We start from the raw sequence: 17,952 nt of genomic DNA on the forward strand, positions 1-17,952 counted from the left end.
TTGGGTTAAATTACTTGTAATTAAAAGCTGATTTTTTGCCATTTACTATTATAAGTTGGCGCTATTTTTTGCAAAGTTTCCTTTAATGCTGCCACATTTACCTGGGGGCCATCTGAAAATATTTGTTGAATTTCATCGGCTTTGGCATCAAAAAAAGTTCGAAGTAAAAAGGAATTTGGTCTACGACTGTTCATAGTTTTAAATTCCTGCAAACTTTTAGCTATTTGTTCTTTACCTTCTTTGGTGTTGCTGCTCATAACATCAAGGCCTTTTCGATGATATTCATAAATCACATCACGATATTCTTTGAAGGTTGGCGACAATAGGTTATCGATGAGAATAAACCTGCTTTGTAAACCATCTTCAACTTTCCAGCCCTTAAAATTACTTTGTTGTGAATAATTGGTGATGATCTGAGCCTGCGTTAAATAAGGCGTTCCGCCATTAGGAGCAAATGAATCCGCATCCAGAGCTAGCATGATATTGATATGAAAAGCGATCATGGACACCAAATTGGACTGAAATTGAGTAGGACTGTAAATTAAATTCTGAAATTCTAAATAACGAAAATTGAAATCGTTATCATTAAAATTGTATACCGGCGTGTTAAATGTAGAACCATAAACCGGTCTGGAAGATTGTACCTGAAGAGAACCTTGAAAATTTTCACCACTATAATTTTTTATATTGATGAACATGGTACAATCAATACGTTCCTGAGGCAAAAATGTTTTATTCGTCCATTTTGTGTTATTAATAAACTCATTGAGTTGTTTCTCAAGAGTTTTAAAAATCGGGAAGTTCTCGTTTCCGGTTTGCTGAGCATTTACAACTACTTTACAGTTCAGTTCCTGTGCCTGAGACATCCAAAAAAAACAACAAGTAAGAAGTAAAAAAATATTACGCATTTAAATCGTCTAAAATTTTGTTTAAAATATCTTTGGCTACTTCCGATTTCGGTTTTAGCTCAAAGGTTTTAATATTCCCGGCCTTGTCAATTAATGTCACTTTATTGGTATCTCCTTGAAAACCTGCGCCCGGATCGTTTAACGAATTTAATACAATTAAGTCTAAATTTTTACGATCCAACTTTTCTTTTGCATGTTCGAGTTCATTGTTTGTCTCCAAAGCAAAACCAACCAGGTATTGATGTTTTTTAGAAGCTCCTAAAGATGCCAGAATATCCTGAGTTTTTTCCAGTTCTAAGGTTAACGCAGATGTAGTCTTTTTTATTTTCTGATTGGCAATTTCTTTTGGTTTAAAATCGGCCACAGCCGCAGATAATATGGCAATATCCACATTGGAATAGTATTTATGAACCGCATCATACATATCTTGAGCACTGGTAACCTGCACCAGATTTATTAAACTATGATCAGCCTTTTGGTGTGTAGGTCCGGATATCAAAATTACCTCAGCACCAAGGTTTGCAGTTGTTTTGGCTATTTCGAATCCCATTTTACCACTGGAATGATTTCCAATGAATCGAACGGGATCGATAGCTTCATAGGTTGGACCAGCAGTAATAAGGACTTTTTTCCCGCGAAGCGGAAGTTTTTTAAGAATATCCGCTTCAATAAAGGCAACAATATCTTCCGACTCTGCCATACGCCCCTCGCCTACTAAACCACTTGCCAATTCGCCACTCGTAGCAGGAATCATAATATTCCCAAAGGATTTTAAGGTTTGGAATGATTCCAGAGTTGAAGGATGCTTGTACATATCGAGATCCATCGCAGGTGCGAAATAAACCGGACATTTAGCAGAAAGATACGTAGCCAACAAAATATTATCACTGGTACCATGCGCCATTTTGGATAAGGTATTTGCAGTCGCCGGAGCAATCACAAATAAATCGGCCCAAAGCCCAAGTTCAACGTGGTTGTTCCATACGGCATTATCATCTTCCTCGTGTGTGAATGATGATACTACAGGATGCTTTGATAATGTTGAAAGGGTAAGCGGTGTAACGAAGTCTTTAGAGGCAGGCGTCATTACGACTCTAACCTGAGCACCAGCTTTAATAAAAAGCCTAACGAGTGTAGCAGTCTTGTAAGCGGCTATACCAGCTGTTATTCCTAAAAGTATATGTTTTCCGCTTAGAATACTCATAAAAAATAGCTTTTTAGAATAAAACTTAACTTGATTTTTTTGCTTCTTAAAGGGTTAAATTAACAACTGTAACTTTTTTACTATGCCTGAAAATTTATGCCTTGATAAAAGTAAAAAAATGCGCTAAATTCTCCCAAAAAGCTACTTTTTGTGAATTTGAGACATTTTAGAATCTACTCCTGATTATCCTCTTCAGTATTTCTAAAATAAATTTTATCAGTCAACCATTCGTGAATGGCCAACGCATGAGGTTTCGGTAATTTTTCGTAAAATTTAGATACCTCGATCTGCTCCTTATTTTCGAAGATTTCTTCAAGGCTGTCGTTATAAGTAGCAAATTCTTCCAATTTTTCAATCAATTCTTTTTTGATCTCTGTATTGATTTGCTCTGCACGCTTAGCAATAATGGAAATTGACTCATAAATATTGCCTGTTGGCTGGTCAATTTGATTTCTGTCATACGTTACCGTATTTACAGGAGCATTAATTTTCTTTAAATCCATGTTATTAATTATTTAACGTATTGCTGTAATTCTCTAATTCTTTATCCAGGTCTGAAGCCATGCCATCAGCTTCAATAATATGTTTAGAATTTACAAAGGACTTTTTAAAGTTCGTATAGTATTCTTTGGCTTTTTCAAGACGTTCTTGCTTTTTACTTTCCACACTATTCATGGCTAGCTTATAAGCAGAATCCAAACGATAGAACAAGGCATCTTCACGCAAGGAAGAACCCGGGAAATCAAACAAGAAATTATCAAACGATTTTATAGATGCTTTATAATCAGAAATGGTATTATACTGTTTCGCAATTGCAAAGGCCTTTTCTTCCAATTTGAATTCTAGCTCTTTCATTAAGGTATTTGCTTCAGATACATTTTCTGATTCAGGATAAGAGTCTATAAATGCCTGAAGCTTATCAATAGCTTCGTTTGTTTCTTTTTGATCTTTAGTGTATCGCGGCGATAACATATAATAGCTCTTGGCACTCAAAAAAGAAGCTTCTGCAGCTTTTTCACTTTTTGGGTAACTTGATGCAAAACGTTCAAACTGGTAGCCTGCAATGTAATAATCCTTCATTTCATAAAAGGTTTTACAATACAAATACATCAATTTTTCGGCTTGCGGCTTTCCTCTGTAGGCTGGTACAATCTGAGCGAATAGTTTATTCGCTTTTTCATACTTACCCTGACTGTACAACGAATCACCTAATTTGTACTTAAACGCTGTATCTTCAGATTTCAGTGCTTTTTGGTATTCGCTGCAACTCGCAAAAAGTGTCGCTACAAGTGCTATATAAATAAAGTTCTTCATAAAAATAAACAGGCTGCAAAATTAAGTTAATAATATGGATTTAAAAAATATAATTTCGAAGCTAATGTAAAGGCTAAAACTTGGGTTACAAGAGGGTTTAAGTATAATTTAACACCCTAAAAGGATTTTACAAATTCCTTAATTTTTGCTTTAAGTCCATCTGAAGCAGGTACCAAAGGTAACCGGACGGTATCCTGACATAATTCAAGCGCTTCAAAAACAGCTTTAATACCGGCAGGATTGTTTTCTTCAAAAATATAACCAATAATATCCATCATTTTAAAATGAATCGCATAGGCCTGCTTGGCATGTCCCCCTAAACCCAGATGAATCATGTTTGAAAATTCTTTAGGAAATGCCTGTCCAATAACCGAAATAACCCCTGCTCCACCAGCTAAAACAATGCCTAGAGCCAGATCATCGTCGCCGGATATAATCAGGAAATCATCAGGTTTGCTTTTTAGCAATTCCAGGTATTGCGCTACATTATTTCCGGCTTCTTTCACGCCAATAATATTATCGAAATCATTGGCCAAACGAATTGTTGTACCCGGCTCCATATTCTTTGAAGTACGCCCCGGAACATTGTACAAAATAATATCAATTGGCGAGGCTTCAGAAATAGCTTTAAAATGTTGGTAAAGTCCTTCCTGTGTAGGTTTACTGTAATATGGGCAAACGGACAAAATAGCATCTATTTCGCTTAGATCCGTATTGGAAATTTCATCCAAAACACTCGTTGTGTTATTACCACCTATACCCAAAACTAAGGGTACACGTTTCTTATTTGTTTCAACAATGGTTTTTACAACGGCTTGCTTTTCTTCTCTATTTAAGGTAGCACTCTCACCGGTGGTACCACAAATAACAAGATAGTCGGTACCATTTTCTATATTAAAATTCACAATGGCCGCAAGTGCCTCGTGATCTACACTTAGATCAGATTTAAAGGGTGTTACCAGAGCAACCCCAGTTCCTAAAAACCTACTATTAGTCATGTTCAATTTTGTTTAGTATGGTTAAGTATTTTACAACTTCAGCTTTAAAAACATCAAATTTTTTGACGCTGGTTTTAATAATCAAATCATTCAGACGCTCATCGGGTTGAAATAATCCTATTTTAAAATCAGCTTTAGAAAGCGCTGTTAAAAGCTTTAATTCTAAAATATCCGTTTCGTAAAAACTAACAAGTGCATCGAACTTTTTATTTAAAAAACTCTCTAACTCAACATTTTTAATGACACCCTTTCTTCCGAAGTCGTCCGGATTAAAACATTTATCCCAGGTATTCAAATTGCTTTTATCTTCAAGTGTAAATGAAATAACCTCTAAACGATTAGGTCTGATATGAAGTTCCTGAGCTAAATTTTCAAAAGCACTCAAATAATTAAAATCCTTTAAATAGGCAATAACGCCTAAGCTCTTAACAGGGGTATTAGAAACCTGCTGAGCACGAGAAGTTAACAATTTGTTTAAATACTTTTGATTGGATTTTTCTTTAAAACCTTTAAAAATCATGTATCTTTAAGCCTTTTCGCAAAGGTAGCAAAAGTATACTCAAAAACGCCGTTTCGTTATGCGCTTAACACATTTTATTTTTTTGTTGTTTATCACAACTTTTTTCGGTTGCAAAGATAAGCCCCTAGGAGTTTCTCGTATTGAAGGTAAACAAATTCCTGTTGCAGATAGTATTATTGGAGACCCCTCTATTGAGGCCTATGTAAAGCCCTTTAGAGAAGGTATAAAAGCAGATTTGGATAGCACTCTGGCGTATGCCCCTAATACCTTGTCTAAGTCTGATGGCGAATTCAATACGGCTATAGGTAACTTGATGGCCGATGCCGTGTACGAACAAGCCAGTCCGGTTTTTGAAAGACGTACCGGCCATAAAATTGATGCCGTTTTATTGAATTACGGTGGTATTCGTGGTTTACTACCTAAAGGGAATGTAAGTAAGCGCACAGCCTATGAAATTATGCCTTTTGAAAACAGCATTATGGTTGTAACTATGAAAGGTTCAGCAATAAAAGATCTCATGCATTATTTATTAAAAGCCAAGGCAGCGCATCCAATTTCAGGTTTGAAATTAAGCATGGATGCCGATTTCAAACTGGTTAATGCTACAATTAATAATAATCCAATTGATGCAAACAAAACCTATTATGTAGCCACAAGTGATTATTTATTTCATGGTGGTGACAATATGGATTTCTTTAAAGATAATGAAGGGTCGACTTTGTTGAATTATAAAATAAGAAATGCTTTAATTGATTATTTTATTAAAAAAGACACCATCAATCCGAAAAGAGACGATCGATTCATTCAAATTAAATAAGTTATGAAACGCAGATCATTTATTCAGAAAACTGCTGTAGGAACTGCGGCATTAGGGCTTGGAGGACTAGGCCTTCAATCTTTTACTTCCAACTATAAAAAACACCTTACAATTCTTCATACGAATGATGTGCATAGTCATATTGATCCATTCGGACCAAATGAAGGCAGATTTTCCAAGTTGGGAGGTGTTGCCAGACGAGCCACTTTAATTGAAAATATTCGAAAAGAAAACCCAAATAACTTATTGCTTGACGCCGGAGATATTTTTCAAGGTACGCCTTATTTTAATTATTACGGCGGGGAACTGGAATTCACCTTAATGAGTAAGCTGAAATATGATGCCGCTACCTTGGGAAATCATGATTTTGATAATGGTTTAGAAGGATTATTAGCTCAATTACCAAACGCTCAATTTCCCTTTGTTTCTGCCAATTACGATTTTAAGAATACCATTATGGAAGGTCATACTAAGCCCTACACCATTTTTATAAAAGATGGGATTAAGGTAGGTGTATTTGGTTTGGGTGTTGCCTTTGAAGGTCTTGTAAATAAAATAAATTACAAAGAAACTCAATACCTTGATCCGGTTGAAATTGCCCAGGATATGACACGCATTTTGAAAGAAAATGAAAACTGCGATCTTATTATTTGCTTATCGCATCTTGGCTACTACTACAAAAATAATCCTGATCGGGTATCAGATCTGAATTTAGCGGCAAAAACGAAGGATATCGACCTCATTATTGGTGGACACACACATACCTTTTTAAAAAAACCCACAGTTACTAAAAACAGTGAAGGAAAAAATATGTTAATCAACCAGGTGGGTTGTTATGGTGTTAATTTAGGACGTATTGATTTTTATTTTGATGACCAAATGAAAACAGCCGCAGACGGCACTACCATAATAGTTTAAAACGAAGTCTTTAAAGCAGGTTTTCAAAAATTAGGAACTTCCTAAGAATTATTAATGATGTAATTCGATTGTTTTTTATTGGAATATTTCATCCTGGCCTGTTGATAAAGAAAATAGAAAGCCAGAATTAAAAATGTTGTTGAAATAACATTTAAAATACATTTTTTGGTCAAGTACAAATAGGCAATACCAATAACCTCATAAGAGATAAGTAGTACAGAACCGATAAGCAGGTACATCGATTTCTTATCATCCCTGTAGAAATAATTAATTATTGCAGAACACAACAACGAAACTAAAATTCCATTATAAAAAAATTCAAAGAAAAGGTTCGCGGAAGATGATCTAATTATAATATCCTGTAACTCGTAAAGCGCATAAAAACTAAAAAACGCCAAAACAAAAAGGTGAAATCTGAAATTTTGCCAAACACTTCTGAAATTAATAGAATTCAAAATTTCAATTAACAAACAGGCATAAGCAATAATATAAAGCGCATTTCCTAAGTAGTAATCTAAATTATTAGGCATGATCCCACTGAATAACGAAGCGAAATCCGACATGGCAAAACAATAAACAAACAAGGAAAAAAATAAAGTTTTCTTCTTGACTGAAATAGTATATAATATGGCAATTAAAGGAAGAATAAAACTTGCAGTCAAATGAGCATAATCGCCATGTTCCCCTAAATCAAAAGAGATAAAAAGAAGATAGATAAAAACGATTAACGCTACTAAAAATTTAGATTTGAGTGACATAGCTAACAAATAACCTTAGCAAACATAAAATAAATTTTGCAATTAATCGACAAAAAAATGCTTTTTATCGTTTTTTTTTATCTTTTTATCGGATTTAAATACATTTTACCTACAATTTTAGACAGTTTTACCTTACGATATTAATGGATTTTTAAATATAATTAATACTCTTCTTCTTCCTCCGGGTAGGCCGATCGTTTTTTTGATTTCATATTTGTTTGCATAAGAAAAAAATAATACGACCCTAAACTAAATGAAATCCATATCAAAGCATAAATCATTTCACGACTTAAATAAGCGTATACTATACCTAAAACATCCTGAAATACAATAAGTAAACAGCCTAAAAAGAAATAAAAAGACTTTTTGTCATTCCAATATAAAAAATTTATTAAGGCTAAAGTGAATAAAATCAGTAATGATAGATTATATATAAGATCAAATAAAAACATGGTGAAATCAGCAATTCTCACAGAGTTGACAAATACATAAATTATATAAGTGCCAAGTGCGGTTAAAACAAATAATGGAAGCTTAAAATTTTTCCAAATCAACTTAAAACTAATTTTAGAAGAAATCAAATAAATTAAAGAAATGTAACCAACGGCCAGAAGACTATTTGTGATTAAATAATTGTGCCGCTCTACAATAAATGAACGCAAATAGATACCAAAAATCACGGAATAATCCCAGTACGACAAAAAGTTTGCGACCATGCAACAAATCATAAAAATGTTGAAATACAAGGATTTTTTCTTAAGAAATAAAAAATAAAAAAATCCAATAACAGGAGCAGTTAAATAAACTACTTTCATTCCAGCTCGAACATCAAAGGAAACCAGCATGAAATATAAAACAACGGATAGAATAAATAACCCTATAAAAAATAAAGAAATGGACTTCATAAGCAATTTTTTAAAATTTTACTTTTTTTCGAAATGTAACGAAAAAAAATAGTTTTTTTTTCTGTGTCTCTTAATTATGTCCTTAAATGCTAATTTTTTAAGTTGAAATTAATTTCTTAATCGATAAAAAATAAATATCACCAACTCTCGCCTCAATATTTTTTAAATTTTTTCTAGAAATTCATACTCACTCAACAAGAGAATATTTAGTTTTTCAGCCTTTTCCTTCTTGCTCGGCCCCATATTAGCTCCGGCTACGATGTAACTGGTTTTAGAAGATATGGAACTACTTACTTTTCCGCCGTTATCTTCGATCAATTTTTTTAATTCTGGTCGGGAAACAGTTTCAAAAACCCCGGATATTACAACAATATCTCCTTTCAATTTATCTGTTTGTGCTGCCAGATCTTCGGCAGAAAGGGCTAATTGCACTCCAATTTCTTTAAGATTATTAATGATATTGAGGTTTTCTTCCTTATCAAAAAAAGCTACGACACTGGAGGCAATCTTACTGCCTATTTCATCAACGTTGATCAATTCGTCTTCTGAGGCGTCCATTAAAGCATCAATATTTTTGTAGTGTTTGGCCAATTTCTTAGCCACTGTTTCTCCTACATAACGAATACCCAAAGCATAAAGTACGCGCTCAAAAGGAACTTCCTTTGAAGCTTCAATACCTTTAACCATATTTTCAGCACTTTTATCTGCCATCCGTTCTAAAGGAATGATCTGCTCTTTTGTTAGACCATACAGATCGGAATAATTAGTAATGAGCCCTTCATTGACCAATAATGCCACTGTTTCACCGCCAAGACCTTCAATATCCATGGCTTTTCGGGAAATATAATGTTGTATCCGACCAATTATCTGTGGTTTACAACCGTTGTAATTCGGACAGTAATGTTGTGCTTCGCCCTCCTGACGTACCAATTCGGTATGACATTCCGGACAATGCGTGATAAAATGGGTAGGTTCTGAATCTTGAGGTCGTTTAGATAAATCGACTCCTAAAATTTTCGGAATGATCTCCCCGCCTTTTTCCACATACACTGTATCGCCAACACGTATATCCAATTTTTCAATTTGATCGGCATTATGAAGTGAAGCACGTTTCACCGTAGTTCCCGCCAGTTCCACTGGTTCTAAATTAGCCACCGGTGTTATTGCTCCTGTGCGCCCTACCTGATAGGAAATACTTTTCAAAACAGTTGAAACTTGTTCTGCTTTAAACTTGTACGCCATGGCCCAACGCGGGGATTTAGCGGTATAACCTAATTCCTCCTGTTGCGCTAAACTATTTACTTTAACCACAACCCCGTCGGTTTCAAAAGGTAAATCCCTTCTAGCTTCATCCCAATGATCTATAAATTCAAAAACAGCATCCATGGAATTAACCAATCTTGCGGCATCGGGAACTTTAAAACCCCATTCACGGGCCTTTTCTAAACTTTCATACTGGGATTTTAATCCTAAATGCGAACCAATAATATTATAAAGTAAACACTCTAAAGGTCGTTTGGCAACCTCCGCGCTGTCCTGTAATTTTAAGCTTCCTGAAGCTGTATTTCTAGGATTTCTGTAAGGCTCCTCACCTATTTCTATCCGTTCTTCATTCATTTTATTAAACCCTTCAAAAGGCAAAATAATTTCACCTCGAATTTCAAATTTTTCGGGATAATCACCTTTTAAATGTAGTGGAACTGTTCGGATGGTTTTTACATTTGCTGTAACATCATCACCTTGAAATCCGTCACCTCGTGTTACTGCTTTAACTAATTTACCATGTTCATAGGTTAAACAAATGGAAGCTCCGTCATACTTCAATTCACAGGTGTATTGCACCTCGGATTCAATAATTTTCTTGATTCGAACCTCCCAATCTAAGAGATCCTCTTTAGAATATGAATTATCCAGAGAATACATGCGATGCTCATGAACTACCGTTTCAAAATTCTTGGTAACTGCACCACCAACCCGCTGGCTGGGTGAATTAGGATCGAAAAATTCAGGATGTTTTGCTTCAAGTTCCTGAAGCATTTTTAATTTGATATCGAACTCATAATCGGTGATCGTTGGATTATCTAAAACATAATAATTGTAATTATGCTCCCGAAGTTCTTTGCGAAGGGCTTCAATTTGGTCTTTAACGGTACTCATTTAATTATATATCGCTTTAATCATTCTATCTTTTTTAAAAATATCCTGTTTTAATTGAATATCATGGAATCCTTCACTGGTTAATAATTGAATCATTTGGTTTCCTAAAAACTCATTGATTTCGAAAAACAAGCGGCCTTTTGGTTTTAAATGAATTTTAGAAAACCGGCAAATCGCTCTGTAAAATAATAACGGATCCTCATCTTCTACAAATAACGCCAAATGCGGTTCGTTATCCAAAACATTTGAAGCCATGCTGGTCTTTTCTTTTTTCCGAACGTAAGGCGGATTAGACACAATGATATCAAATTTTTGCTGAAAAAGTGCTGAAGTAGATTCGATGTCTAAAATATCAGTATCTATAAAATTGACCTTAACCAAATTCAATTCTGCATTCTTCTGAGCTACGCTCAAAGCTTGGGTACTAATATCTAAGGCAAAAACCTGAGAATTCGGGAGGTTTTTTGCCAACGCAACAGCAATACAGCCACTTCCGGTACCCACATCTAATATTTGTAATGGTTCTGAAGCGTCCTCGTGATTTAATATCCACTGAACCAATTCTTCAGTTTCAGGTCTTGGTATCAATACATCAGAATTCACTTTGAATGGTAACCCAAAAAACTCCGTTTCACCTATAATATATTGAATCGGTTTTTCCGCCCGCAACTGCTGTAATGCTTTTTGAAGTTTTTGAGGCGTTTCCAAAACGTCATCAGGTCTGAGAGCGATTTGTAATCTTGTTTTCTGGTAATAAAACTCCGTTAATAAATAAAAGAAACTGTCTACCTCATCAGCGCCATAAATAGCATCTAATACATCATGAAATTCTTGTTTAATCGATTTAAAGGTCATAGTTTTTTTGTCATCCAAATGCCACAGGAAAAATGACCTGTATCCCCTAACGGACCATCCCGATGTTCAAAGCCATGGGCTTCATAAATATGGATAGCCGCTTTTAATTGCGAAGCCGATTCTATGTAACAGGTTTTATATCCTAGATTTTTGGCGGCGTCCAGACAAGTTTCAAATAATTTATGGCCCCAGCCTTTCCCACGAATCTTGGGTGAAAAATACATTTTTTGAAGTTCGCAGGTTTCCTGATCACCTTTAGAAAGTGGTTTTATTCCTGCGCCACCGAGAACTTCTCCGTCATCTTCAATTACAAAATAGACTTCGTTATCATTTTTATAGGACTCAAACATCTTTTTGGTTTCGGGATCTGCATAAGCTGTCCCTTCCAGAGGGATTTTAAATTCGTGAAAACAACCCCGAATAACCTGCTCTATCGCCTGATTATCAATTGCTTGAATCTCTCTAATAGCAATTTTGCTTTTAGCCATTTTTTAATCTTATTTTTGTAGTGTGAAGATACATGAAAAATATATAAAATATTGTATTGAAATCGCCAAAAATGGTCTTGGAACTACGCGCCCAAATCCCATGGTGGGTTGCGTGATTGTTCATAATGATACTATTATTGGCGAAGGTTTTACGAGTCCGTACGGCGGTCCGCATGCCGAGGTAAATGCCATTAATAGCGTGAAGCACAAAGGGCTATTAAAAGAAGCAACCCTGTATGTTACTTTAGAGCCTTGTTCTCATTATGGTAAAACCCCGCCTTGCAGCGATCTTATTGTTGAAAAAAAGATTCCAAACGTCGTAATTGGATGTGTAGATGATCATTCGGTTGTGGCGGGAAAAGGTATTGAAAAGCTAAAAAAATGGGGTTGTCAGGTAACGGTTGGTGTGTTGGAGGAGGCTTGTAAAAATCATCATAAGCGATTTTTCAACTTTCATAATAAAAAACGACCCTACATCATTTTAAAATGGGCACAAACCCGCGATGGCTTTATTGCCCCGGAAGTAAAAAATGAGCGGAAACCTGTTTGGATCACTAATACCTTTTCAAGGCAATTAACGCATAAATGGCGAACGGAAGAACAGGCCATTTTGGTAGGAACACAAACAGTTGTAAAGGATAATCCAAGTCTCACAGCCAGGGATTGGAAAGGTTTAAATCCGACAAGAATTGTTATTGATCAAAACAATGGTCTGGCACAAACCAACAAGGTTTTTAACAACGATGCGGAAACGATAAGAATTACAAGTGAAAACGCCGATTTTTCAAAACCTCTAGCGGATCAGATCGCTACTATATTATTCAAAAAGAACATCAACTCTGTAATTATTGAAGGTGGTGCTAAAACCTTACAAACCTTTATCGATGAAAACCTTTGGGATGAGGCCCGGGTTTTTATTGGAAATAGTCGTTTTCAAACTGGCGTAAAAGCTCCTGTTTTCTCTGGTCATTGTATTTCAGAAACTAAGATTAAAGACGATATTCTTAAAGTTTATTCCAATGATTAAAGCGCTCATTTTTGACTTCGGAAATGTGTTCTTGAATCTGGATATCGAGGGCGCCATGAGAAAAACACTCAACGCTTTTAATATTGAAAGCCTCAGTAATGACATGATTGCAACAAATGAACGGTATGAAACCGGAGATATCAGTTCCGAGGCTTTTATTGATTTCTACCGTAATAAATTTCCGGATATTTCTGAAGAAACCTGGATTCCGCTTTGGAATAGTATGCTGAAGGATTTTCCTGAATACCGATTGGAATTTTTGCAAAAACTTCAAAGATCAAACAAATTCAAACTCATTTTATTTAGCAATACCAATGAGATTCATCTTTCATGGGTAAAACACAATGTACGGTTTTATGAAACTTTTAAAAATTGTTTCGACGCTTTCTATTTGTCTCATGAAATTCACCGAAGAAAGCCAGATGTCTCTTCTTATGAATTCATTCTTTCAGAACATCAGTTGAAAGGTAAAGATTGTTTTTTTGTAGATGATAATGCAGACAATATTAAAGGCGCTGCGTCTTTGGGAATTCATACCTGGCATATAAATCCTAAACACGAAGATGTTACTGAGCTATTTCAAAAACACCAAGATCTGTTTTGAAGGAAAAAGACATTTATAAAACCATATTAAAACCTTCTGAAGAAGTGTTGTTTAAAGACAAGAACAGCAAGTTTTACGGTTATGCCTTTCCGGTAAAAACAGAGGATGATGTTAAGTACAAAATAGAGGAACTTAAAAAGAAGCATCATGCGGCTCGGCATTGGTGTTATGCATATCAGTTAGGGGTTGAAGACATCTATTATAGGGCAAATGATGATGGAGAACCCGGTAACTCGGCAGGAATGCCTATTTACGGTCAGATCCAATCCTTTGAAGTAACAAATATCCTTATCGTTGTTGTACGTTATTTTGGCGGAGTTAAATTAGGTGTTGGCGGATTGATCCAGGCTTACAAAACTGCTGCACAAATGGCTTTGGAAGCTTCAAAAATCGTAAAAAGAACGATTAATCGTGAGTTTAAGATCACTTGTGATTATAAAAACTTAAATACGGTGATGCGTATTATAAAAGAAGGAAACTTGAAGGTGGTTAGCCAAACCATGGAATTACAATGTGAATTCGTGATCTCAGTAAGACGAAAGGATGCCGATTCCGTTTTTGATCATTTTGATCGTCTGTTTGAAATTGACATAAAAAAGCTTTAATCTGAAAGTTTGTCTAAAATATACTGAGGGGCTCTCACCGGTCTGTTAGTTTTCATATCAATAAATGCTAAAGTGGTTGAAGCCGTTGTTAAAATTTCACCTTCTGAGTTTGTTATTTCATAGTCAAATTCAATCTTTACTGTAGGGATTTTTCGGAGTTCAGTTTTTACATGAATTACATCATCATAACCGGCTGATTTCTTATAATTTATATTTAAAGAAATAACCGGTAACATGATACCAGTTTCTTCCATCTTTTTGTAAGACACCCCTAATTTACGCAACCATTCTATACGTCCCATTTCCAGATATAGCGCATAATTACCGTGATATACGACACCCATTTGGTCCGTTTCACCATAACGGACTCTAATTTGTATTTCATCGATTTTCATGGGGATATTTAAATAATTTTTTGTAGTTTCACGAAGTAATCAAACATGCGAAAAAATTTCTAAAAATTCAATAGCAATTCATTTTTTTTTTAAGAATTTTGTTCACATATTTGTCACACCTAATCGGGGGATCTGGGAGAACACAATTTCTCCGCTATTAACCAACAACTAACGAAAAACTAGGAAACAGAACATGAGTGTAACTGCGCAATCGGTATGGAATAATTGTCTAGAATTCATAAAGGATAATATTCAACCTCAAGCGTACAAAACTTGGTTCGAACCCATCGTTGCTGTTAAACTAACAGACAAAGCCCTGAGCATTCAAGTACCGAGTAAATTCTTTTACGAATGGCTTGAAGAACACTACGTAAAAATCCTTAAAGTAGCCCTAACTAAAGAACTTGGTGATAAAGCCAAACTGGTGTACATTATTAAAATGGAAAACACCTATGGTAATAAACAGCCGTTTACTGAAAAAATACCAAGTTCCAATAGAGGCGCCTTAAAATCTCAGGACATCGACGTTCCATTAAATAATAAAAGTCCGGAATTACGCAATCCATTTGTAATTCCAGGAATTCGGAATGTTAAGATCGAGTCACAACTCAATCCTAATTATAGCTTTGAAAACTTTTTGGAAGGCGATTCCAATCGTCTGGCAAGAAGTGCCGGTTTAGCTGTGGCAGCAAAACCGGGAGGAACTTCCTTTAACCCTTTATTGATTTTTGGAGGTGTAGGATTAGGAAAAACCCATTTGGCACACGCCATTGGTGTTGATATAAAGGATAAGTATCCTGAAAAAACAGTTCTTTATATTTCAGCTGAAAAATTCACACAACAATATATTGACTCTGTAAAAAAGAACAATAGAAATGATTTCATTCATTTTTATCAGCTCATTGATGTTCTAATCATTGATGATGTACAATTTTTATCAGGAAAAACCGGAACTCAAGATGTCTTTTTCCACATCTTTAATCACTTGCATCAAAATGGCAAGCAGGTTATTCTAACCAGTGATAAAGCCCCGGTAGATATGCAGGATATTGAGCAACGCTTATTATCTAGATTTAAATGGGGTCTTTCTGCAGAATTACAAAATCCTGATTTTGAAACACGGGTTTCAATTTTAAAGAATAAATTATACCGCGATGGTGTCGATATGCCAGACGACATTATTGATTATGTTGCCAAAAACATAAAATCTAATGTACGTGAATTGGAAGGTGCTATCATTTCTTTAATTGCTCAATCCTCGTTTAATAAGAAAGAAATCACGCTTGATCTGGCTCGCGTTATCGTTGAAAAGTTTGTAAAGAATACCAAGCGCGAGGTTTCTATCGATTATATCCAAAAAGTAGTTTCGGATTACTTCCAAATGGATATCGATACCCTGCAATCAAAAACTAGAAAGCGTCATATTGTGCAAGCACGTCAATTGGCCATGTTCTTTGCTAAAAAATTCACTAAAGCATCTTTGGCAAGTATTGGGTCTCAAATAGGAAAACGTGATCACGCTACAGTTTTACACGCTTGTAAAACGGTAGACAATTTATCTTCAACAGATAAACAATTTAGAAAATATGTTGAGGATATTTCCAAAAAGCTTTCTGTGTAAAAACCTTTTACCATGACAAAAATATTAATGGTTTGTTTGGGAAACATTTGTCGTTCGCCCCTGGCTGAAGGTATTTTAAAATCTAAATTACCATCCGATTCATTTCATGTGGATTCAGCCGGTACTGCAAATTACCACATCGGCGAAGCTCCCGATAAACGATCCATAGCTACTGCCAGAAATCATGGTCTGGAAATTTCTCAGCTTCGAGGCCGCCAGTTTAGCGCTATGGATTTTGAAGTTTTCGATCTTATTTACACTATGGACAACTCGAATTATCACCATGTGATACAACAAGCCCGCAATGAAGCTGATAAATCGAAGGTCAAATTGATTCTAAATGAGATTTATCCGGGAAAGGATCTAGATGTTCCGGACCCGTATTACGGAGGAGATCAGGGCTTTGAGAATGTTTATAACATGCTGAACAAAGCCTGCGAGGTGATTTCAAATAAGCTTCGATCATGATATCCTTTGGAAAATTATACCTGATTCCTACCACATTAGGTGAGAGTAACCCTTTGGATGTACTACCTCAAACAGTAAAAAAAACCATTTCAGAACTAGAATATTTTATTGTAGAAAATGAAAAAACGGCACGCCGATTTATTAAATCGATCTGTCCGGAAAAATCACAACCATCCCTGAAGCTATTTACCTTAAATAAATACACCGAAGCCACAGATCTTCCTGAATTTTTAAAACCTTGTTTAGAGGGAAAACATGTGGGGGTTATTTCGGAAGCGGGTTGCCCGGGAGTTGCTGATCCCGGTGCTGATGTGGTTCATTTGGCACATCAACAGCATATACAAGTAGTTCCCTTAGTTGGCCCTTCCTCTATTCTACTAGCTATGATGGCCTCCGGTATGAATGGCCAAAAGTTTGCATTTCATGGCTATTTGCCCATAGATAAAAATGAACGCAAACGTGAATTAAAGCATTTGGAGCGTTTATCTCATGATCAGGACCAATCACAAATTTTTATTGAGACGCCTTACAGAAACAATAAATTACTTGAAGATCTCATACAGGTATTGGATGCGAATACCGATATATGTGTGGCCTGCGACCTGACCTTAGAGTCGGAATTTATTAAAACCATGCCTGCAAAGGCTTGGAAAAAAAATATCGTAGACCTTCATAAAAGACCTACGATATTCATTATACATAAAAGATAATCTTTCTTAGAGAGCTTTTGCCAACCTGTCTGGCTGAACAAAAGAGGTATCGTAACCTGAAAAATGCTTCATGTAATATCTTACGGTAGTACCATAACCATCAGCAAAATTGTCTAATCCGTAGCTACGTAAATAACGTTTTACACTACCGGGACCTGCAAGATGCGCTGCTGCTAAGATACCGGACTCTGTTACTAAAACACCATCGATGCGTTTTCCAACAAAGTTTTTGATATCACGTCGCAAAATCCATTTGTTACGTGCGGCATTGGCGATAAATGCCTTTTCCTGTAGACCAGGATTCTTTAAAAAGTGAGAGGGATCATTGATTCCAATCATTTTTAAAGTTTCGGCTCCAAACTGATATTTACCTAAATATCCGAATGTGTTCACCGAGTTGTAATCGCCACCAGATTCTTTAAAGCCTATGGCTTCTTTAAATCCTACAAACGATTTCCCTAAATAAGGTGAAAACGTTTGGTTCAAATCGTTAGACGCTAAGTCATCATTCGCGATGCTGTCGTCTGGGCTCACTGTATAATCTAACTTCAAGCCCGCCGTCGAGTATTTACTTAAATCTACCGTTTCATCTGTTGTAAACGATATACCCACTAGAATACAAATTGTAAGCGAGAGGGATAAGTAACTTGCAATACTTTTTCGCATATGTCTAAATTTCT

Annotated in this window: 21 protein-coding genes; 8 read left to right on the top strand and 13 right to left on the bottom strand. The window is 35.6% G+C overall.

Annotation, left to right across the window (positions count from 1 at the left end):
- Window positions 1-20: 20 nt before the first annotated feature.
- The 6 genes from porD to ABD682_RS14280 form a co-directional block, all read right to left on the bottom strand.
- Window positions 21-908, bottom strand: a complete 888-nt coding sequence (gene porD / locus ABD682_RS14255) for a type IX secretion system protein PorD (RefSeq protein WP_344742259.1) — start codon at window positions 906-908, stop codon at window positions 21-23.
- Window positions 901-2,112, bottom strand: coding sequence for a bifunctional phosphopantothenoylcysteine decarboxylase/phosphopantothenate--cysteine ligase CoaBC (coaBC, locus tag ABD682_RS14260; protein ID WP_344742260.1), 1,212 nt, complete (start codon window positions 2,110-2,112; stop codon window positions 901-903). Before coaBC ends, porD begins: the two co-directional genes overlap by 8 nt.
- Before the next feature lie 173 nt (window positions 2,113-2,285).
- Window positions 2,286-2,615 carry a DNA-directed RNA polymerase subunit omega gene (locus tag ABD682_RS14265; protein WP_344742261.1) on the bottom strand — a complete coding sequence of 110 codons (330 nt, stop codon included), beginning with the start codon at window positions 2,613-2,615 and terminating at the stop codon, window positions 2,286-2,288.
- A 4-nt stretch (window positions 2,616-2,619) separates the two neighbouring features.
- Entirely contained in the window at window positions 2,620-3,426 is an 807-nt protein-coding gene (locus ABD682_RS14270) for an outer membrane protein assembly factor BamD (RefSeq protein ID WP_344742262.1), read from the bottom strand.
- A gap of 116 nt (window positions 3,427-3,542) precedes the next feature.
- Entirely contained in the window at window positions 3,543-4,424 is an 882-nt protein-coding gene (gene dapA, locus ABD682_RS14275; RefSeq protein ID WP_344742264.1) for a 4-hydroxy-tetrahydrodipicolinate synthase, read from the bottom strand.
- Complete coding sequence (locus ABD682_RS14280) at window positions 4,417-4,944, bottom strand: DUF6913 domain-containing protein (RefSeq protein WP_344742266.1); 528 nt, start codon at window positions 4,942-4,944, stop codon at window positions 4,417-4,419. The genes dapA and ABD682_RS14280 overlap by 8 nt, the downstream gene beginning before the upstream one ends.
- A 58-nt stretch (window positions 4,945-5,002) precedes the next feature.
- On the opposite strand from ABD682_RS14280, the gene ABD682_RS14285 reads away from it, so the two are divergent.
- Both ABD682_RS14285 and ABD682_RS14290 read left to right on the top strand, forming a co-directional pair.
- A complete protein-coding gene (locus ABD682_RS14285; protein ID WP_344742268.1) occupies window positions 5,003-5,761 on the top strand; it encodes a 5'-nucleotidase C-terminal domain-containing protein in 759 nt (252 codons plus the stop codon).
- 3 nt (window positions 5,762-5,764) lie between these two features.
- On the top strand, window positions 5,765-6,679 hold the full coding sequence (locus ABD682_RS14290) for a bifunctional metallophosphatase/5'-nucleotidase (RefSeq protein ID WP_344742269.1): 915 nt from the start codon (window positions 5,765-5,767) through the stop codon (window positions 6,677-6,679).
- A gap of 41 nt (window positions 6,680-6,720) precedes the next feature.
- Here the strand turns inward: ABD682_RS14290 and ABD682_RS14295 are convergent, their stop codons facing one another.
- From ABD682_RS14295 to ABD682_RS14315, 5 genes are all read right to left on the bottom strand, one after another.
- Window positions 6,721-7,437, bottom strand: coding sequence for a hypothetical protein (locus ABD682_RS14295; RefSeq protein ID WP_344742270.1), 717 nt, complete (start codon window positions 7,435-7,437; stop codon window positions 6,721-6,723).
- 161 nt (window positions 7,438-7,598) lie between these two features.
- Window positions 7,599-8,342 (bottom strand): LTA synthase family protein, encoded by a 744-nt coding sequence (locus ABD682_RS14300; RefSeq protein ID WP_344742271.1) that lies wholly within the window; start codon window positions 8,340-8,342, stop codon window positions 7,599-7,601.
- 162 nt (window positions 8,343-8,504) lie between these two features.
- Window positions 8,505-10,499 (bottom strand): NAD-dependent DNA ligase LigA, encoded by a 1,995-nt coding sequence (gene ligA / locus ABD682_RS14305; RefSeq protein WP_344742273.1) that lies wholly within the window; start codon window positions 10,497-10,499, stop codon window positions 8,505-8,507.
- Window positions 10,500-11,354: a peptide chain release factor N(5)-glutamine methyltransferase gene (gene prmC / locus ABD682_RS14310; protein WP_344742275.1), complete on the bottom strand. Its 855-nt coding sequence runs from the start codon at window positions 11,352-11,354 to the stop codon at window positions 10,500-10,502.
- A complete protein-coding gene (locus ABD682_RS14315; RefSeq protein ID WP_344742277.1) occupies window positions 11,351-11,842 on the bottom strand; it encodes a GNAT family N-acetyltransferase in 492 nt (163 codons plus the stop codon). Before ABD682_RS14315 ends, prmC begins: the two co-directional genes overlap by 4 nt.
- Window positions 11,843-11,864: 22 nt before the next feature.
- Between ABD682_RS14315 and ribD the strand changes: the two genes are divergently transcribed.
- Genes ribD through ABD682_RS14330 form a run of 3 tightly spaced genes read left to right on the top strand, consistent with a single transcriptional unit; the run spans window position 11,865 to window position 14,078 of the window.
- Window positions 11,865-12,869: a bifunctional diaminohydroxyphosphoribosylaminopyrimidine deaminase/5-amino-6-(5-phosphoribosylamino)uracil reductase RibD gene (gene ribD, locus ABD682_RS14320; protein WP_344742279.1), complete on the top strand. Its 1,005-nt coding sequence runs from the start codon at window positions 11,865-11,867 to the stop codon at window positions 12,867-12,869.
- A complete protein-coding gene (locus ABD682_RS14325; RefSeq protein ID WP_344742280.1) occupies window positions 12,862-13,473 on the top strand; it encodes an HAD family hydrolase in 612 nt (203 codons plus the stop codon). The genes ribD and ABD682_RS14325 overlap by 8 nt, the downstream gene beginning before the upstream one ends.
- The gene (locus ABD682_RS14330; protein WP_344742282.1) at window positions 13,470-14,078 is read left to right on the top strand and encodes an IMPACT family protein; all 609 of its coding nucleotides are present in this window, start codon (window positions 13,470-13,472) and stop codon (window positions 14,076-14,078) included. The genes ABD682_RS14325 and ABD682_RS14330 overlap by 4 nt, the downstream gene beginning before the upstream one ends.
- Here ABD682_RS14330 and ABD682_RS14335 read toward each other — a convergent pair.
- Complete coding sequence (locus tag ABD682_RS14335; RefSeq protein ID WP_344742283.1) at window positions 14,075-14,473, bottom strand: acyl-CoA thioesterase; 399 nt, start codon at window positions 14,471-14,473, stop codon at window positions 14,075-14,077. The two genes, ABD682_RS14330 and ABD682_RS14335, sit on opposite strands and share 4 nt — an antisense overlap.
- Window positions 14,474-14,666: 193 nt before the next feature.
- Between ABD682_RS14335 and dnaA the strand changes: the two genes are divergently transcribed.
- Genes dnaA through ABD682_RS14350 form a run of 3 tightly spaced genes read left to right on the top strand, consistent with a single transcriptional unit; the run spans window position 14,667 to window position 17,272 of the window.
- The gene (dnaA, locus tag ABD682_RS14340; protein WP_344742285.1) at window positions 14,667-16,094 is read left to right on the top strand and encodes a chromosomal replication initiator protein DnaA; all 1,428 of its coding nucleotides are present in this window, start codon (window positions 14,667-14,669) and stop codon (window positions 16,092-16,094) included.
- A 12-nt stretch (window positions 16,095-16,106) separates the two neighbouring features.
- Window positions 16,107-16,562, top strand: a complete 456-nt coding sequence (locus tag ABD682_RS14345; protein ID WP_344742286.1) for a low molecular weight protein-tyrosine-phosphatase — start codon at window positions 16,107-16,109, stop codon at window positions 16,560-16,562.
- Complete coding sequence (locus tag ABD682_RS14350; protein ID WP_344742287.1) at window positions 16,559-17,272, top strand: SAM-dependent methyltransferase; 714 nt, start codon at window positions 16,559-16,561, stop codon at window positions 17,270-17,272. The genes ABD682_RS14345 and ABD682_RS14350 overlap by 4 nt, the downstream gene beginning before the upstream one ends.
- Before the next feature lie 6 nt (window positions 17,273-17,278).
- On the opposite strand, the gene ABD682_RS14355 is transcribed toward ABD682_RS14350, so the two are convergent.
- On the bottom strand, window positions 17,279-17,938 hold the full coding sequence (locus ABD682_RS14355) for a peptidoglycan-binding protein LysM (protein ID WP_344742288.1): 660 nt from the start codon (window positions 17,936-17,938) through the stop codon (window positions 17,279-17,281).
- Window positions 17,939-17,952 lie beyond the last annotated feature (14 nt).

It is taken from the genome of Gaetbulibacter aestuarii, assembly GCF_039537665.1.
GTDB classification, from domain to species: Bacteria; Bacteroidota; Bacteroidia; order Flavobacteriales; family Flavobacteriaceae; genus Gaetbulibacter_A; species Gaetbulibacter_A aestuarii.

What these genes read in the sequence shown, in the direction of transcription:
- ABD682_RS14325 (WP_344742280.1), top strand. Translation starts at nt 12,862, where the DNA reads ATGATTAAAGCGCTCATTTTTGACTTCGGAAATGTGTTCTTGAATCTG.
- ABD682_RS14345 (WP_344742286.1), top strand. Translation starts at nt 16,107, where the DNA reads ATGACAAAAATATTAATGGTTTGTTTGGGAAACATTTGTCGTTCGCCC.
- coaBC (WP_344742260.1), bottom strand. Translation starts at nt 2,112, where the DNA reads ATGAGTATTCTAAGCGGAAAACATATACTTTTAGGAATAACAGCTGGT.
- ABD682_RS14280 (WP_344742266.1), bottom strand. Translation starts at nt 4,944, where the DNA reads ATGATTTTTAAAGGTTTTAAAGAAAAATCCAATCAAAAGTATTTAAAC.
- ABD682_RS14295 (WP_344742270.1), bottom strand. Translation starts at nt 7,437, where the DNA reads ATGTCACTCAAATCTAAATTTTTAGTAGCGTTAATCGTTTTTATCTAT.
- ABD682_RS14290 (WP_344742269.1), top strand. Translation starts at nt 5,765, where the DNA reads ATGAAACGCAGATCATTTATTCAGAAAACTGCTGTAGGAACTGCGGCA.
- ABD682_RS14350 (WP_344742287.1), top strand. Translation starts at nt 16,559, where the DNA reads ATGATATCCTTTGGAAAATTATACCTGATTCCTACCACATTAGGTGAG.
- dapA (WP_344742264.1), bottom strand. Translation starts at nt 4,424, where the DNA reads ATGACTAATAGTAGGTTTTTAGGAACTGGGGTTGCTCTGGTAACACCC.
- ABD682_RS14300 (WP_344742271.1), bottom strand. Translation starts at nt 8,342, where the DNA reads ATGAAGTCCATTTCTTTATTTTTTATAGGGTTATTTATTCTATCCGTT.
- ABD682_RS14355 (WP_344742288.1), bottom strand. Translation starts at nt 17,938, where the DNA reads ATGCGAAAAAGTATTGCAAGTTACTTATCCCTCTCGCTTACAATTTGT.
- dnaA (WP_344742285.1), top strand. Translation starts at nt 14,667, where the DNA reads ATGAGTGTAACTGCGCAATCGGTATGGAATAATTGTCTAGAATTCATA.
- prmC (WP_344742275.1), bottom strand. Translation starts at nt 11,354, where the DNA reads ATGACCTTTAAATCGATTAAACAAGAATTTCATGATGTATTAGATGCT.
- porD (WP_344742259.1), bottom strand. Translation starts at nt 908, where the DNA reads ATGCGTAATATTTTTTTACTTCTTACTTGTTGTTTTTTTTGGATGTCT.
- ABD682_RS14335 (WP_344742283.1), bottom strand. Translation starts at nt 14,473, where the DNA reads ATGAAAATCGATGAAATACAAATTAGAGTCCGTTATGGTGAAACGGAC.
- ABD682_RS14265 (WP_344742261.1), bottom strand. Translation starts at nt 2,615, where the DNA reads ATGGATTTAAAGAAAATTAATGCTCCTGTAAATACGGTAACGTATGAC.
- ABD682_RS14285 (WP_344742268.1), top strand. Translation starts at nt 5,003, where the DNA reads ATGCGCTTAACACATTTTATTTTTTTGTTGTTTATCACAACTTTTTTC.
- ABD682_RS14270 (WP_344742262.1), bottom strand. Translation starts at nt 3,426, where the DNA reads ATGAAGAACTTTATTTATATAGCACTTGTAGCGACACTTTTTGCGAGT.
- ligA (WP_344742273.1), bottom strand. Translation starts at nt 10,499, where the DNA reads ATGAGTACCGTTAAAGACCAAATTGAAGCCCTTCGCAAAGAACTTCGG.
- ABD682_RS14315 (WP_344742277.1), bottom strand. Translation starts at nt 11,842, where the DNA reads ATGGCTAAAAGCAAAATTGCTATTAGAGAGATTCAAGCAATTGATAAT.